The organism is Trichocoleus sp. ST-U1 (genome assembly GCF_039961835.1).
Taxonomy (GTDB): domain Bacteria; phylum Cyanobacteriota; class Cyanobacteriia; order Cyanobacteriales; family FACHB-T130; genus FACHB-T130.
The window spans coordinates 62,577-79,559 of the sequence record NZ_JAMPJZ010000011.1 but is presented as its reverse complement, the minus strand read 5'-3'; the positions used below and the strand labels follow the sequence as shown (position 1 = coordinate 79,559).

Here is a 16,983-nt window from a genome sequence, read left to right as displayed (position 1 = left end):
TTAAAAAACCTAATCCCCTAAACCCCGTCCCTTAATTTCTGCCAGAGTTGTCGCAGTGGGCACCTCTCCCGGCGTGTAGTAACCAGCGGCTTGCTTGGCAGCAATTTCCACCCACGCATCTTCTGGAATCCAATCATCGGGAATCGGGATGCGTTCGATTACCTCGATACCAGAATTTGTAATCGCGTTGTATTTCATATCACTCATCGACACCAAGCGGTCAATTCGCGTAATTCCTAGCCAATGCAACACATCCGGCATCAGTTCTTGAAACCGCATATCTTGAAGTCCCGCCACGCATTCAGTCCGGGCAAAATAGGCATCTGCGCGATCGCCTCCTTCCTGACGCTTCCGGGCATTGTAAACTAAAAATTTAGTTACTTCGCCCAAGGCACGACCTTCTTTGCGGAAATAGACAATCACCCCTGCGCCGCCTGCTTGTGCTGTCTGGACGCAAACTTCAATGCCATGCACCAGATAAGGGCGACAAGTGCAAATATCGGAACCAAACACATCTGAACCGTTGCATTCATCATGTACCCGCACGGCAAGCAGTCGGTTGGGATCTGTAATTGCGGCGACATCGCCAATCAGATAAATCGTCGTGCCGCCAATCGGTGGTAAGAATACGTGTAAATCTGGGCGCGTTACCAATTCTGGGAACATCCCGCCTGTTTGCTGGAAGAGAATGCGACGTAAATCGCTTTCTTCAATGTTGAGTCGCTTGGCAATCCCTGGTAAATACCAGACTGGATCGATTGCGACCTTTGTGACGACTAAATTACCGTTATTTTTGATAATTTGACCGTCAACTTGCAAGCGCCCTTTTGCCACAGAATCTTGCAATTCCGGCATATTAATGTGAGCTTTGGTGACAGCAATGGTGGGACGAATATCGTACCCCTCTTCATAAAATGAAGGGAAAACTTCACCCACAATTGCTCCAAATGGATCGAGTGAGACAATTTTGTTCGCATCTGCCCAACTGGGATATGGCCCAATGTGGACAACCGGAGAAGTATTGGTTAAATCGGCGCGGTGATTTGCCTGGAGTGCGCCAGATGCGATCGCAAGTGCCCGATAAACGGCATAAGATCCCGAATGCGTGCCAATTGCATTCCGTTGATTTGGGTTCGCTAATGTCCCAATAATGGGTCCTCGTTTAATCGGATCGCTTTCTCCCCAATGAACGGAAACGGATTTTTTACCCGATTTACCGGGATGGGATGTTAAAACAATATGCTTATGCGAAGATACTTTTTTTGGGTTTTCCATAAATAGCTCACAAGATGCACTCAAGATGTCGTCTAGGGCAATCTACGCAGGGAATTGGAAATAAGCTCTCATCATAGCAAGGGGATTTTGGCTCTCGGAGTATCCTGCACAGCCAAATCTGTTTGTGGTTGCTACCCTTTCATTTAGTATTATTTGCTACAAACTTATACAATTTCCAGATTTTTAAATTAACTTAATAGAAATCTAATCCTATCGCTATACTCCTATGAATTCATCCATACAAACGTTTGTGCTTAACTTTTCTCCTGAGGTTTTTAGAGGATTTTCATCGCTAGTTAGGCTTTATGAGTAAGCTCGATCGGCGCGATCGCGGCAGACGATCCCCGCACTACAATACAACGCCGATACAGAGAAATCATGCTTAACCGAGAATCACTATATTGTCAAGAATATTTACGAAAAAACCGCTAGAGAAAACTCCCCAGCGGTTGCGGCTTAGCTTTATTGATAATACAAACTTTACCGAGCATCAAAAAAGCGCAAAGGACCATAACCTAAAAATTGCTTTTCGGGTTTATCGCCTGTAGGAAACGCTGACACGCCAAAGTTATATATCCCAGAAACACTAGGATTTTCAAAGGGTCCAATGGCAACCGTTACAGTTTGACCGGGTTGAATTGGGGGATCGAATACTAGGTCAACTTCCTGAGTTTTTTTGTCAACTTTTACTTCGCCCAACTTACAATTCTCTTTGGGTTTCTCATTGAGAAACGCTTTAGTTTTGGCAGAATCGAATTCAACTAAATTGCCACCATTTTGACGAATTGTTACTCGATTTAAAGATTGAGACGCCGTTTTTGGTAAGTTAAAAGTGAAGTAATAGCTTGCGCCTCTGAACCGGACGCTGGCTTGACTCGTTCTGGTATTACTTAATTGAAAAGGAACACCAAAAGAACTTCTGCCATTTGAGAATTGAATCGCCTGCGCTGATGGATTGTTTACTCCAGAAGCGCCGACGCCAAAGGTAAGAGTGCCTGCAATTAATGCCAGAGACAATTGCTTAAGACGCTTCATTGTTGTGACCTCCTAGGGGTGCGAGTGTCTGGTAGATGCGATTCACGAACTTGGAAAGCTTTTCTAAAGGGAGAGCCATTTACGGCAAAGCGATCGCGTATATCATCTTCAACAATTATTCATGAAAATGATAAGCAACAATGCTACCTAAGAAGGATGCTTTATCTTTCTTACCTTTTTTATAGCAAAGAATTTTAAAAGTAGCTCCGCCTTGAACATATAATTTTAAACCTTCATTTAAGATTTGAGCGATCGCTCCTAATAATTCCCTTCAGATTTGTGCAGTTCTCATTCGCCGCTTCTAAGTTTACAGAATGTCAATAACTGCATCAAATCAGCTAAAAATCGGAAAATAATAGATAAAATCAAGCTACAGATTAATTTTTAAAGCGCGGTTGAGCAAAGCTGAGAACAACCGAGTTTTAACCTAACTACAAAAGATTTTGAAAAACTAGGGAGTTTTTCACAGGTTGTCTTTGCCGACTCAGCGCTTTCACCAGCGTGTATACAGGTGTGCGGAGGAACTATGTTTAAGCTATTCCGGGCTTTAGGACTTGGTATAGGCATCTGGGGTGTCGCTTTGCTATTGTGCAATCGTGCCGTTGCTATAGAAGCGATCGCCACAGAAATTGCCAATACCGAACCTAATACCACTTCCTTAGAAACAATTGCCTCATCTACCCCAGAAACCCTGGAGTCACCAAAAGCAAACAGCACCGAGCTTTCACCAATAGATGTCAGCTCAGTTGCCGTTCGATCTGAGCCGACTCCTGCCGATCTCAATTCAAATTTACCGGAAGCGCCAGTTATTGAATCAGTTATTGAAACCGGGTTAAGCGAAAAAGCGACAACAATAGGGCAAACCATCGACGGCTTGGAGCTAACCAGCCTAGATGAGCTAGAAGCTGACTCGATGGAGCAAGTCACTTCCGTCACTCAACTTTCCGATGTGCAGCCGACAGACTGGGCATTCCAGGCACTGGAATCCCTAGTCGAGCGCTATGGTTGCATTGCAGGTTATCCCGACAGCACCTTTAGAGGCAACCGCGCACTCAGTCGCTATGAATTTGCCGCCGGGTTAAATGCCTGTCTCAATCGAATCAATCAACTCATTCAAACCTCAACTGGCGAACTTGCGAGCCAAGAAGATTTAGGGACGCTGCAACGATTACAAACCGAATTTGCACCAGAACTTGCAACCTTGTTAACTCGTGTCGGTAACTTAGAGGCATCCGTTACTCAGTTAGAAGAACAACGCTTTTCGACGACAACCAGACTTCGGGGAGAAATCCTGTTTGCCGTCAGTGGAGTGGGTGGCGGTGAAGTCAACAACCAGGATGGCGATGCGAATGTTGTCCTCAGCAACCGAGTTGAATTGAATTTAGATACCAGTTTCTCTGGTCAAGACTTGTTGAGAACCCGATTAGCTGCTCAAAATACTCCTAACTTTGCAACGGTGACGGGAACTAACTTTGCCAAACTCTCATTCACCGGAAACAACGAGAATGACATTCAAATTGGCGGACTGTTCTATCGGTATCCGGTGACAGAACAAGCGATTGTTTACTTTGGTATTATCGGGATTGGCTTTGGTGATTTTACGCCTACCCTCAATCCCTATATCAACAATTCTCTTCTTGGCACCGTTTCTAACTTTGCCGGGGAATCACAGCTATTCGGGTTGAATGGAGGCACGGGGTTTGGTTTAGAATATCGCATTAGTCGAGCGGTGCGGCTGTCTTTGGGATATCTCGCATCGAACACCAATCAAGCGGAAACGGGTCTATTTGGGGGTCGTTACGGCGCGATCGCTCAAGTCACTTTATATCCTACAGACAGTCTGAGTGTGGGTTTGACTTATATTCATTCTTATAACATCGTCACTGGCAAAGGCAGTCGTAACGCCGAAGACCCTTTTAATGGTGCGGCTCTTTCTACCAATGCTTATGGATTACAAGCCTCTTACCAAGTCTCTCCTAACTTCAACATTTCCGGCTGGACGGGGTTAATTAATGCTCGTGCCGAATCCCAACCGAATAAAGGTAGCGACGCCAAAATCTTTACGTGGGCTTTAAGCTTTGCTTTGCCCGATGTCGGTGGACTGGGTAATCTGCTCGGATTCGTGATTGGTCAACCGCCTAAAGCGATTGAAAATGATGTTGTTGGGCGCGAAGATCCCGATACCTCTTTACATTTAGAAGCCTTTTACCGCTATCAAATCACTGATAATATTGCGATTACCCCAGGATTTTTTGTAGTCACAAATCCCGAACACAATGCTAACAACGATCTAATTTATGTCGGCACCGTCCGCACCAGTTTTGTGTTTTAAGAAAGTGTTTTAATCCTGTTACCATTCTGAGCATTACCGAAACGCGATCGCGTTTTGGTGCGTAGCACAGGCAAGTTCCGGAGAGCGTTAGCAGGTGTAGAGGGTATGGCAAAGAAAAAGCCCACACCCAAGCAGGTGTTGCCCGAACATCAGAACCGCTATATATTCCACTCAGAAATGTTATATAGCCCAATAGTTCTCGAATCAGGCAAACCTGACCCCCTCACCCCATTCCTAGTAGGAAATGGGGATGAACTCTTCGCTCCTCTCCGTCAACGGAGAGGGGTTGGGGGTGAGGTTAACTGAGAAATGCTATATACCCAGCTTTAGCAAAGAGCTAGGGAATTAAGTCCCTAGCTCTTTGACCGAGTCAAACTAAAATTTTTTCTGATTGCAAAATGAACCTTTAGTGTTGCCTAACGCCCAACCGCAAGCGGTTGCCGTCTAAAAACAGCATCCCCCGTCTGCACATCAAACCAGTGGATATTCTGAAGTGGCAATGCCAGTGTTATATCTTCGCCACTCCAGCGCCGATCCGTCGGTAACAAGGTACGAATTGTCGTGGGTTCGCCAGCAGAACCCTCAACCCGTACGCTTACTAAGTTGTTCATCCCCAAGTTTTCTACCAAAAACACCCGACCCCGAACGGTGTTTCTATCTTCGGGTTGTGCGATGCGAACATTTTCTGGACGAATCCCCAACACAATCTGCGGCGGCACGGTTGGAACTTCCGGCAGCGGGATTCTATGATTCCCTAGCATGGCGGAATTTCCCTGGCAAGGCAGCGTTAACAAATTCATCTGGGGACTGCCCACAAACCCAGCTACAAATAGATTTGCCGGATTATTATAAATACGTTCGGGGGGGTCAAGTTGCTGCACATCGCCCTTGTTGAGAACAGCGACTTTGCTAGAAAGCGTCATCGCTTCTGTCTGGTCGTGGGTGACGTAAACAACTGGAACGTGTTGAGATTCAAATAATTGCTTAATTTCAGCCCTGACGTTTTCCCGCAACAGCGCATCCAAGTTACTGAGGGGTTCATCTAATAAAAAGACATGAGGACGGCGTACCAAAGCCCGTGCTAGGGCGACCCGCTGGCGTTGTCCGCCAGACATTTGACCCGGTTTGCGGCTCATTAATTCGTCTAATCCCAATACTCTTGAAGCTTCAGCAACCCGTTGTTTAATCTCGTCAGAGGGTGTTTTTTGCAGTTTAAGACCAGAACCGATATTCTCGTAAACCGTCATGTGAGGATAAAGGGCATAGCTTTGAAATACCATTGCAATGTCGCGATCGCCCGGTCGCAAGTTTGTGACATCTTTATCCCCGATCGAGACCCGACCGCGAGTGGGTTCTTCCAAACCTGCAATCAACCGCAGAATGGTAGATTTACCGCATCCAGAAGGTCCAAGTAACGTGAGAAACTCACCATCTTCTACGCTTAAGCTAACGTCTTTGACCGGGATGACTTTCGGATTATAGGTTTTATTTAAGTTTCGGAGTTCGAGTCTAGCCATGATTTTAAACAGGTTGAAGGTTGAAAGTTGCAGAAAGTTGAAGGTTGAAAGTTTTTTTACCTCGGTTTCTGGCTCAGTCTGAGAAAAGGGATGATTTTTAAAGTTTGAGTGATTCATTCATCACTCAAAACTCAAAATTCATCCCTTTATCCTTTAACAGCACCCGCTGTTAAACCTTGGACAATCTTGCGCTGGAAGAACAACACCAGTAAAACTAGGGGCAAAGTCCCCAAGACCGTCGCCGCAGCAATTGGCCCGTATGGAATTTCAAATAGCGACGCACCGCCTAATTGAGCCGCCCCAACCGGAATCGTCTTCATATCTTCACGAGTAATAAAGGTGAGGGCGAAGATAAACTCGTTCCAGGCAAAAATAAAGGTGAGAATCCCAGTTGTTACCAAAGCTGGAACCGTCATCGGCAGTAAGATTTGCGTCAGCATTTGGAACGTATTATAGCCATCGACTTTAGCAGCATCTTCCAAATCTTTTGGCAATTGCTCGAAAAAGCTTCGCAGCACTAAAATCGTCAACGGTAAATTGATAGCAGTATAAGGAACTATCAGCGCCAAATAGTTGTTACCCAAGCGAAATGCCTGGACAATTTCTAACAGTCCCAAGAACAACAAAATTCCAGGGAATAAAGTAATGATTAGGACACCAGCGAGGATAACTTTGCCGCCCCGAAGATGCAATCGTGCCAGAGCGTAAGCAGCGGGTGCCCCAATGGCTAAAGCTAGAGCAGTGGAAGTAATCGAGACGAAGGCACTATTTAAGATGTAGCGCCAAAACGGACGACGAACGAATAACTCAATGTAGTGAGCAAGGGTGTATCGAGTGGGAAAATAGACCGTGGGAACGGCGGCAATATCCTCATTGACCTTGAATGAAGTCAGCAGTTGCCATAAAACTGGCGCTAGGCAGAAGATTACTACCAGGGCAACTGCCAGGGGCATTAAGATTTTTTTCCAGGAAAACTTTTTCCCCTTGGTTGGGGTTGGAGCGGTTGGGCGTTCTTGGGGAATGACAGTCATAACTTAAGCGGCTCCTGAAGTTTTGGCACGAGAGCGACTGAGCAAGAAACTAGCGATCGCTACTGCTACAATCAGCAACGTAAAGGTCACTACCACCAGCGCCGCACCATAACCAAAGTCTAAGTAGCGCATCACGGTGGAGTAGATGTACAGCGAGACCACTTCCGTCGAACCTCCAGGCCCGCCACCTGTCATCACCGCAATCAAGTCGAAAATCCCGAAAGATTGGGCAAATCGAAATAGCAGTGCAATTAAGATTTGCGGCATCAGCAACGGTAGCGTAATTCTAGTGAAGTTTTGCCAAGGGGTTGCTCCATCAATCGAATGGGCTTCGTAGAGGTCAGGCGAAATTGACTGCAACCCAGCCAAGAGCAGAATGCTGATAAACGGCGTGGTTTTCCAAACATCGGCAAAGATCACCGCCATCAATGCCAGCGTTGGATCTCCCAGCCAGTTAATCCCACCTTCTATGAGACCGACTCGTCTGAGAATGTCGTTGACAACGCCAAACTGGTCGTTAAAAATCCAACCCCAGGCAAGACCGATCAGAGCAGTCGGTAATGCCCACGGTAAGATAGCTGTCGTTCGCACCAAGCTTCTTCCCCGAAATTTCTGAGTCAGAACCAGAGCGATTCCCAGCCCTAGTAATAGCTCGATAATGACGGCTGAGGTAGTGAAGACTGTTGTTGTCCAGAAACTCTGCCAGAAACGACCATCCCCCGCCATCCGCCCGTAATTATCCAGACCCACGAAGACAGGTTGCAACTCGGTTCCTAGGTTCTTCGTAAACAAACTCAACCAGAATGCCCGGACAATCGGGTAGCCATAGACCAATAACAGGACAAGCAAGGCAGGCAGTAGTAAGATCCAGCCCGTGCGTTGTTCCCGACCTCGGATTGTATTCAAGTTCATCATGAAGTCAAAGGTAAAAATTCAAAAGACTAACTCTTAAACAAGTAAAAAGTCCAAGGTGAAAAGGCAAAAGAAACCGCAAATGATGCAATTGTTTTGATTTACTTTTGCCTTTTACAGGGTTGCCTGGTTATGCCGACGGTTTCGCTTGACCCGCGTTGAGGAGTCGGCGCGTTTCATTCGCGGCAGATTGCATTGCTTTTTCCGGACTCGTTCGGTTGGTGAGTGCGGCACTGAGGTAGCGTTGCAAAATATCAGAGGCTTGGGCATATTGTGCAATCGGCGGACGTAAGACGGCTTTTTGCACCACCTCTAAAATCTGCGGGTAGTGGGGGTATTTAGCGACAATCTGTGGGTCTGTAAATAATGCCCGTCGGCTGGGCAGATAGCCCTCTTTCAATATGAATTGCCGCTGTGTTTCTTCACTGGTAAAGTATTGAATCGCTTTCCAGGCTTCCTCTGGATGTCGAGAGGATTTAGAAATTCCAAAACCCCACCCGCCTAGGCAAGCCGCCCCACTTTGACCGGCGGCGTGAACCATCGGTTTAATCCCGATTTTTCCCTTGATGGGCGAAGTCTCTTCATTCGCTAAAGGCCAGACATAAGGCCAACTTCTTAAAAACGCTGCCTGACCGTTTTGGAAGAAGCGTCGGGTATCTTCTTCGTGATAGGTTGTCACCCCAGGCGGAGCAACACCCTCCTGAACGGTGCCGCGCAAAAACTCGATGGCTCTTAAGGCTTCCGGTCGATCTAACCCAACTTCTAACGTGTCGGGATTCACCCAGAAGCCACCAGCGCCTTCGAGAACCTCCATAAACATTGCCACCGCTCCTTCGTATTGGCGACCTTGCCAGAGGTAGCCCCATGTTACCTTTCCTGCCTTCTGCAAGGTTTTGGAAGCTGCCATCAAATCTTGAAAAGTTTCTGGCGGCTGCAATCCGGCTTCTGCTAGCAAGTCTTTCCGGTAGTAGAGCATCCCCGCATCAGAACGAATTGGCAGTCGGTACAGCTTGCCTTCGTAACGTCCCCCTTCGACATCATTGGGTGAAAATGCTGCCAATTCGTCTTGGGAAATCCGGTTGCTGAGGTCTAGCAGCCAACCCGCCGCCGCAAATTTTGGCGTCCAGATGATATCCATGACCACCAGGTCATAAGGAGATTCTCCCAAGATGAAAGCAGAGGTATAGAGGTCTTCAACCAAGTTTGTAGCGTTAGGACCTTCAACGATGTTGATGCGAATGCCTGGATTCTCTGCCTCAAAGTCTTTGATCATCCGCTGCAAGGGTGGGGCATCTGGGGCAGGCAGCAACAGGTTGAGCGTGACTGGCTGCTGAGCCATCACGAACCAGCTAAACAATACGATGCCCAAGAAAAGAAGAATAGATATCCCAACGCGACGCAAAGAGCGGAGGTTTGGTAGGAATTTTCGCAGTTTGTTTACCGATTGGCGATAGAACATTGTCGCTTTATCAAGCAAAGGTTTAATAGTTGATTGGGAAACAAATAAAGACAATTAAATTTTCTCAACCGGCTTATTTGATGGCTAGCTTACTCACTTTGCTTAAAATTGCTTAATACTCTGATAAGAAGCCCGAAAAAAAAGCTCGTGCTACAGATAAAGTTTCAGCTTGTCATCAATGCAGATGATTCCCTTGAAAAAGGCAAAGTTTGCAGAAACGTATCCTAGGCTGAACTGAGATCGTCTCTGGTTCTCCTAGGAGTACAAACTGTTTATTTCCGATAGATAAAAATGCTTTGATATCAGTAAATTAATTTCTTATTAATGAGAGATCAACCTTCCAAAGAGATAGCAAGCTATAAACAAAAAACTTTCCTGGGGGGTTTGAGTTGCAAACCTAAAAGTGGTAAAATCCTCGTTAATATAAGATTAAGTTTTATTAAATTTAAAAAAAGTTTGATTAACCTTGGAAGGGTTAAGACTCGCGATCGCTACGAAAAACTCTAAGGTTAAGACTAGCGATCGCTGCGAAAAACTACCCAATTGTACAAACCACAATTTCTATTGATATTCATCTATTAGAATTAGCAGTTATCGATTTGAAGTGCTTGCCGCCAGCTTTGCAACCACATTCGCCAATTCATCTGGCTCAACTGGCTTCGCCAAATGCATCTGAAAGCCTGCCGAGAGAGCCTGCGTGCGGTCTTCTTCCCTCGCATAGGCAGTCAGCGCGATCGCCGGAGTCTCTCCTCCTTGGCTGGCATCCAGTTTCCGCACTTTCCCAAGCAAAGAATAGCCATCCTCGTCGGGCATCCCAATGTCACTCACCAGAACATCCGGTCTGACTTGAGGGATTCGCTCAAATGCTTCTTGTGCCGATGCCGCTGCGATCGCTTCAGCGCCATATTGTTCCAGCATGAAGGTCAGAAATTCCCGCGTGTCAGTATCATCGTCCACAACCAGTACTCGCACGCCATCGAGTAAAGCGCTGCCGACGGAGGATTCAGAACCCAATAAAACATCTTCTTCCATTGTTAGTTTTTTCGCCTCACTCTTGATAAGTGGCAATATTACTGTGAAAGTTGCTCCCTGTCCTTCGCCCGGACTTTCTGCGTAGACAGTCCCACCGTGCAGTTCTACTAAATGATGCACGATTGCCAAACCGAGTCCCAGTCCACCGTGCTTCCGAGTCGTTGAGCCATCCGCTTGTCGGAAGTAATCAAAGACATGGGGCAAAAAGTCAGCACGGATGCCCTTCCCGGTGTCGAGGACTTGAATTTGGGCATAGTTGCGATAAGTCCTGAGTCCTTCATTTGTCATGAGTTCGCGTTCGTTGGCGAATGACTTTTGACCGCTGACCATTGACAGTCTTATCTCAACACGACCGCCTTCCGGCGTAAACTTAATCGCGTTTGAGAGCAAATTCCAAACAACTTGTTGTATGCGGCTGGAATCGCCCGAAACCAGCCCTACAGATGGATCGAGGAAAGACTGAAGCTGAATCGATTTCGCGTCAGCCGCCAGACGCACCGTGTCGATAGCTGCCTCAAGGGTAGAGACTAGGTTGATTGGGGAGATATTTAGACCGACTTTTCCGCGGATGATCCGCGAGACATCCAGCAAATCATCAATGAGCTGTGTCTGCAATTTAGCATTGCGCTCGATGGTTTCAATCGCACGAGCAGTGGTAGCTTGGTCAAACTTTCGGGTGCGGAGTAGTTGCGTCCAACCGAGGATTGGGTTGAGCGGCGATCGCAACTCGTGAGAAAGTATCGCTAAGAACTCATCTTTCATGCGATTCGCTTGCTGAGATTCTTGGTAAAGCTGTGCATTGTCAATCGCCGCCGATGCCATCTGAGCCATTTGTACCAGGATGGCTTCATCCTCTTCGGTGAATTCCCCGTCGTATTTGTCGGAAAGCTGAATTAAACCGATATTTTTTCCATTCCGACCGATCAGGGGTACAGCCAGCCAACCCCGCATCGGTGGGTGCTGGTCAGCCGCCTTCCCAAAACCTCGCCAAGCTGGATGTGCTTCTAGTTCGGCTTGCGTCATCCGCATCGGGCGCTTCATTCTACAGACCAGTGCATAGATGCCAGAACCATCGGTTGTTTCACTGTAATCTCGCCACTGCGCGTACTTATCTGACAGAGAAACTGAGTTAATCGCCTGTTCCCAGTTCTCGCCTACCGTGATGCTAGTGACTGACTGATGTGTCCCGATGATTTCGCGGGACTGTGCGGTAATCAGCGATAGCATTTCGTCGAGAGATAGGGTTGAGTTGATGGAAACGGATGCCTCTGCGAGGCGTTGCAAACGGCTGGTATATTGCCGTTGACGGGTTAACATTTGGGCGCGTTCTAATGCGATCGCTATCTGATCGCAAACAACCTTCATCAATTCAATTTCATCCGGCTCGAAACGGATGCGGTTGCGGGTGCCAAAAGAAAGGATTCCCATGAGCTGACCGTGGGCGAGTAACGGGTGACAAGTATAAGCTGTCATTCCCAGCGATCGCGCCATTTCTATTTTCGGGTCTGTGGATTGCTGAACGTTCTCTGCGACGAAGTGGTGACGCTCTAAAGCGACACGTCCACACACAGTTTCACCCAAATCCAACCACTCTCTTTCTTGGGAAACTTGCTCGGAAACTCCACCACAACAGTTTAAACGCAGAAGTTGTTTTTCCCGATCGACCAAGTAGTTGAAATAAACTTCAAGCCCCAGATGAGAAGAAAGTTCTTGAAATAGGTTTTCGATCAGTTCTTGCGGTCGATCGTTCAACAGTAACTTGCTTGCCGTTTCAGAGAGAAGCTTGAGCCGCTCGTGGCTTTTGTGTAGGTCTTGTTCGGCAGCTTTGCGATCGCTGCGTTCCTGGCTTTCTCGCAAAGCTCGCATGACTGATGGCACCAGTCGCTCTAGCCGTTGCTTCACCACGTAGTCTGTCGCACCGTTTTTCAGAGTGTCAATCGCCAATTCCTCCCCAATCGTCGCCGAGACAAAAATAAATGGCACATCGCAGCAAAGGGAGCGAGCGATTTTCAGCGCTGAGATGCCATCAAACGACGGCAGTGAGTAATCTGAGAGAATCAAGTCAAAAGAGTCTGTTTCTAGTGCTGTAACAAAGTCAGTGCGCGTCTCTACTTGCACCAACTCGCAGTCAATCCCACCATTGCTTAAATTCGCATAGATGAGTTCTGTATCTAGCAGACTGTCTTCGAGTAGGAGGATACGCAGTACTTTCACAGGACTCAAACCTTTTTTTGATTATTCAGCGCAACCGTGGAAATCAACATTACTGCTTAAAGCTGAAAACGAAAGTTTTGATTTTGAGTGATTAGATTTTTTTTTGATTCCAAATTTAAAACTCATAATTTAAAATTTTTTCGTTTATAATCCCTTATTTTCATGAATGAACTCCATTATGAATGCTTAATTTCTTCTACCTGCTTAGACAGTACAGGCAATGGGTAAAGAACCAGGTGGTGGCTGATTGACGATTGCCCAAAAAAGCCCGATTTCCTTGATGGCGTTCACAAATTCATGAAAATCAACTGGCTTCACAACATAAGCATTCACCCCTAAATCGTAACTCCTAATCAGATCTTGCTCCTCCCGTGAAGAAGTCAGCATGACGATTGGGATTACTTTCATCGTAGGGTCAGACTTCAACTGTGCTAGCACTTCCAGCCCATCCACTTTGGGTAATTTTAGATCTAGCAGTACCACGACCGGATTCCCTTCAATCCGCAGCTTAAAAATCCCCCGTCGATAGAGATAATCTAGCGCTTCCTCCCCGTCGCGCACGACCACCACTTCATTCGCTAGATGGTTTTCCTCTAGCGCTGCGAGTGTTAACTCAACATCGTTGGGACTATCTTCAACTAGCAAAATTCGTTTCAATTCTTTCATTCATCCCCCTGTATCAATTAAAAATTAAAAAATTTATTCTTCTTAATTTTTAATTTTGCATTTTTAATTTTCATGTTTTTCCTGCCAATTTTGGCAATGAGAAGTAGAAAGTTGCTCCACCCTCTACCGCACCCTCTGCCCAGGTTCGACCGCCATGACGATGGATAATTCGCTGGACGTTCGCCAATCCAATGCCAGTCCCCTCGAACTCTTGTTGGCTGTGCAGGCGCTGAAATACGCCAAAAAGTTTGTGTACGTACTGCATATCGAATCCTACGCCATTATCACGAATAAAAAAGACAACCTCAGACTCATTGTCAGTGCTGCCAATTTCTATTTCGGCATGGGTGCGTGTCTGCGTGTACTTAATAGCATTCGCCATCAGATTCTGGAGTACCAGCCGTAACATGGAAGGGTCGCCTTGGACTTCAGGTAAGTTTTCAAGTTGCCAAGTTACCGCCCGGTTATTGATTTCCGGCTCTAGATCGCGTTGGACTTCTCGAACCAGCCGATCCATATTAATCGATGCATAGCGCATCTCAGTGCGCCCCATGCGGGAAAAGGCGAGCAGTTCATCGACGAGAACTCCGGCTTGTTTAGTGGTCTGGGCAATCGTTTTGAGATAACGCAGACTGGTTTCATCGAGGGTTGTTGACCCTAGCCGTTTTAGGAGCAAGTCCACGAAACCGCTAATATGGCGAAGTGGTGCCCGCAAGTCATGGGAAACCGAGTAAGAAAAAGATTCAAGTTCTTTATTGGCGGCTTCTAGCTGGGTCGTGCGTTCTTTGACCCGTTTTTCTAAGTTTTCGTTGGCTTGTCGAATCGATGCTTCAGCAAATTTGCGATCGCTAATATCGATACACGAGCCGATATAACCCAGAAAAATGCCCTCTGGCGTAAATCGGGGAATCCCAATATCTAGAAGCCATCGGTACTCCCCATCAAAGCGTCTGAGGCGATATTCCATTTTTAAATCTTGACGGGCATCAAAGCCATTTACATAAGTGTCTAAACAAAACTGGAAATCGTCGGGATGAACTCCTTCCATCCAACCATTGCCCATCTCTTGTTCCGTTGTCCGTCCGGTAAAGTTCAGCCAGGGTTTATTGAAGTAATAACAGAGCTTGTCTAAACCAGACATCCAAATCAAGACGGGAGCCGTATCTGCCATCTGGCGAAAGCGTTCCTCACTTTCGCGTAATGCGGCTTCAGCGTACTTGCGATCGCTAATATTGCGGAAGTATAGCGATAGTCCTCCGGTTTCCGTAGGGTAAGCGCGGACGACAAACCAAGCGTCGAATGGTGGGTAATAGTCTTCCAGTTCCAGAGGCACTTGCTCGGCAATTACCCGCCGGTACATCTGATCGAAGCGGGTGTTGACAACTTCTGGCAACTCTTCCCAGAAGTTCTTGCCCAGAAGTTCTTCCGAGGAACGACCCAAAGTTCTGGCTCCCTCGCGGTTAACGTAGGTAAAACGCCACTCGCGGTCGAAGGCGAGAAAGCCGTCGGTGATGCTTTCGAGAATATTGGAGACTTGCTCTTTAGCAGTTTCTGCTTCCGCACGGGCGATTTGCTCCAAGGATAAAAGCAAAGCGCGTTCTGCCTCTACTTGTTTGCGATCGCTAATGTCCAGTAAAAAGGCGACACCCTCTTGCTGAGAGTCGTTAAGCAAGGCAATCCCCAGAACGATCGGCACTCGCTTGCCGTCCCGTTGGACGTACTCTTTCTCGTAAATATTGGAAACTCCCGTTGCTAGAACCTCTGCGATCGCTCGCTCATCTACGTGTTGGTACTCTGGGGGCGTTAGGTTTTTCCAACTGATTTTTCCCAATTCGGTAAATTCTTCGCGGGTGTAGCCAACCAAGCGGAGGTAAGCGTCATTGGCTTCAGTGATGAAACCATCCAAATTCCAGAAGGCAACGCCGCTCAGGTTGGAGTCGAAGAGTCTGCGGAAGCGCTCTTCCGAGCGACGCAACGCTTCCTCAGATGCTTTGCGATCGCTGATATCGCTAACTAAGCCGACAAATCCTTCAACTTGCCCAAGACTGTCAAACTGGGGAATGTAAGTGGCACTGATGTAGCGGATGCCACCATCTTGATAAGGGATTTCGGTTTCGTAAGTAACTTGTTTTCCTGACAAGACTGCTTCGATATACGGACGAGTCGCTTCATAAGCGGCTTCGCCCAGAACCTCCCGAACTTGCTTTCCATTCACTTGCGTGCCATAATCCCCGAACCATTCTTCATAGGCTTTGTTGTGAAAGCAATAGCGCTGTTCTGAATTGATATAGGCAATCAGGACTGGCAAGGCATTTGTAATCAGGCGGAGTTCATTTTCTTTTTTTTCCAGCGTCTCCTGCGCTTGCTTGCGCTCGGTGATGTCCCGGTAATAAATGCTCAGCCCGTCTTCGGAAGGATAAGCATGGATCTCTAACCAGATGCTTAACGGCTCGTAGAACACCTCGAAATGGACAGCCACCTGCTCGGTAATTGCCCGTCGATATTCTCGCTCAACTTTCGTCCCTACTGACCAAGGCCATTGCTCCCAGTGAGTTTTGCCAATGATTTCCTCCAGTTTTTGCCCGTTGAGCCTCGCTGTTTCATGGTTTACATAGGTGATCCGCCACTGGCGATCCAAAGCGACAAACGCATCAGTGATGCTCTCTAGGACGTTCGTAACGCGACGGGTGGACTCCTGTAGCACCAACTCTGCTTGCTTGCGATCGCTGACATCGGTAATCATGGCAAGCGTGCCGAGGAATTCCCCCCTGTCGCTGAAAATTGGACTGGTACATACAATTGCCCAGAGATCCGAGCCGTCTTTGCGGCGGAACTGCAAGTCATATTGAGCGGTGACGTCTGGGTTGGGTTGTAGTATTTTTTGCAGTGCTTCCTGGCGCGACGCTTCATCCACAAAGTCGAAAATGGATCGTTCCAGGATTTCTTCCACCCTGTATCCCAGCATTTGCGCCATTCGCTGGTTGACGTAGTCTGTCCGTCCTTGGGTATCGATTGTCCAGATGCCTTCGTTGGCAGTATCGATGAGGCGACGATAGCGCTTCTCACTTGCTTGTAGCTTCAGCAGACTCGTCTCTAGCCGCTGTTTTGCAGTGTGTAGTTCTGAGTTCAGCGAGCTGATCAAGAACGTCACCAGAATAAATACACCCAGTCGCACTACAAGGCTCGTGCTGGTGACGTTTACAGAATAGAGCGGCCCTAAGAAGAGGAAATTGGTAACTAAAGCCGATAAAATTGCAGCTAGCAGCCCCGGAACCATGCCACCATACCAGGCACTAATCGACACTGCTGCATAAAAGAAGGGGAAAATGAGCGGTCCCATCAGCGGCTGTAACAGGAGTGTCAGTAGCAGAGCTACCACCACACTCAATACAACCACGCCATAGCTCAAGAGTTGGGAGCGTGTTACTTTCAGCATGAACCTTTCAAGATCGAAATCCAAAGCGCACCTATCACCAAGGCTTTTTTAACCCTAAGGTAGATGACAATTTT

At 47.2% G+C, this 16,983-nt stretch carries 11 protein-coding genes; 2 read left to right on the top strand and 9 right to left on the bottom strand.

Translation table 11 applies throughout. The annotated features are described in order from the left end of the window. Positions 1 to 9 precede the first annotated feature (9 nt). Positions 10 to 1,275 carry a GTP cyclohydrolase II gene (locus tag NDA06_RS06755; RefSeq protein ID WP_190678318.1) on the bottom strand — a complete coding sequence of 422 codons (1,266 nt, stop codon included), beginning with the start codon at positions 1,273 to 1,275 and terminating at the stop codon, positions 10 to 12. A 480-nt stretch (positions 1,276 to 1,755) separates the two neighbouring features. Next, entirely contained in the window at positions 1,756 to 2,310 is a 555-nt protein-coding gene (locus tag NDA06_RS06750) for a DUF2808 domain-containing protein (RefSeq protein WP_190985549.1), read from the bottom strand. Positions 2,311 to 2,836: 526 nt separating this feature from the next. Between NDA06_RS06750 and NDA06_RS06745 the strand changes: the two genes are divergently transcribed. Continuing rightward, positions 2,837 to 4,642 carry an iron uptake porin gene (locus NDA06_RS06745; protein ID WP_199324055.1) on the top strand — a complete coding sequence of 602 codons (1,806 nt, stop codon included), beginning with the start codon at positions 2,837 to 2,839 and terminating at the stop codon, positions 4,640 to 4,642. Between the two features lie 105 nt (positions 4,643 to 4,747). After that, entirely contained in the window at positions 4,748 to 4,948 is a 201-nt protein-coding gene (locus tag NDA06_RS06740) for a hypothetical protein (protein WP_190426651.1), read from the top strand. 110 nt (positions 4,949 to 5,058) lie between these two features. Here the strand turns inward: NDA06_RS06740 and NDA06_RS06735 are convergent, their stop codons facing one another. The 7 genes from NDA06_RS06735 to NDA06_RS06705 all read right to left on the bottom strand — a co-directional run bounded on the left by NDA06_RS06735 (position 5,059) and on the right by NDA06_RS06705 (position 16,909). Beyond that, positions 5,059 to 6,159 carry an ABC transporter ATP-binding protein gene (locus tag NDA06_RS06735; RefSeq protein WP_190985572.1) on the bottom strand — a complete coding sequence of 367 codons (1,101 nt, stop codon included), beginning with the start codon at positions 6,157 to 6,159 and terminating at the stop codon, positions 5,059 to 5,061. A 146-nt stretch (positions 6,160 to 6,305) separates the two neighbouring features. Further along, positions 6,306 to 7,112: a carbohydrate ABC transporter permease gene (locus NDA06_RS06730; protein WP_242033863.1), complete on the bottom strand. Its 807-nt coding sequence runs from the start codon at positions 7,110 to 7,112 to the stop codon at positions 6,306 to 6,308. Positions 7,113 to 7,193: 81 nt separating this feature from the next. Further along, entirely contained in the window at positions 7,194 to 8,105 is a 912-nt protein-coding gene (locus tag NDA06_RS06725; RefSeq protein ID WP_190436357.1) for an ABC transporter permease subunit, read from the bottom strand. Positions 8,106 to 8,232: 127 nt separating this feature from the next. Continuing rightward, entirely contained in the window at positions 8,233 to 9,561 is a 1,329-nt protein-coding gene (locus tag NDA06_RS06720; RefSeq protein WP_190985573.1) for an ABC transporter substrate-binding protein, read from the bottom strand. Positions 9,562 to 10,152: 591 nt separating this feature from the next. Continuing rightward, entirely contained in the window at positions 10,153 to 12,807 is a 2,655-nt protein-coding gene (locus NDA06_RS06715; RefSeq protein ID WP_190985550.1) for a response regulator, read from the bottom strand. Positions 12,808 to 13,011: 204 nt separating this feature from the next. Continuing rightward, positions 13,012 to 13,473, bottom strand: coding sequence for a response regulator (locus tag NDA06_RS06710; RefSeq protein ID WP_190411433.1), 462 nt, complete (start codon positions 13,471 to 13,473; stop codon positions 13,012 to 13,014). A 70-nt stretch (positions 13,474 to 13,543) separates the two neighbouring features. Continuing rightward, the gene (locus tag NDA06_RS06705) at positions 13,544 to 16,909 is read right to left on the bottom strand and encodes a PAS domain S-box protein (RefSeq protein WP_190985551.1); all 3,366 of its coding nucleotides are present in this window, start codon (positions 16,907 to 16,909) and stop codon (positions 13,544 to 13,546) included. Between the last annotated feature and the right edge of the window lie 74 nt (positions 16,910 to 16,983).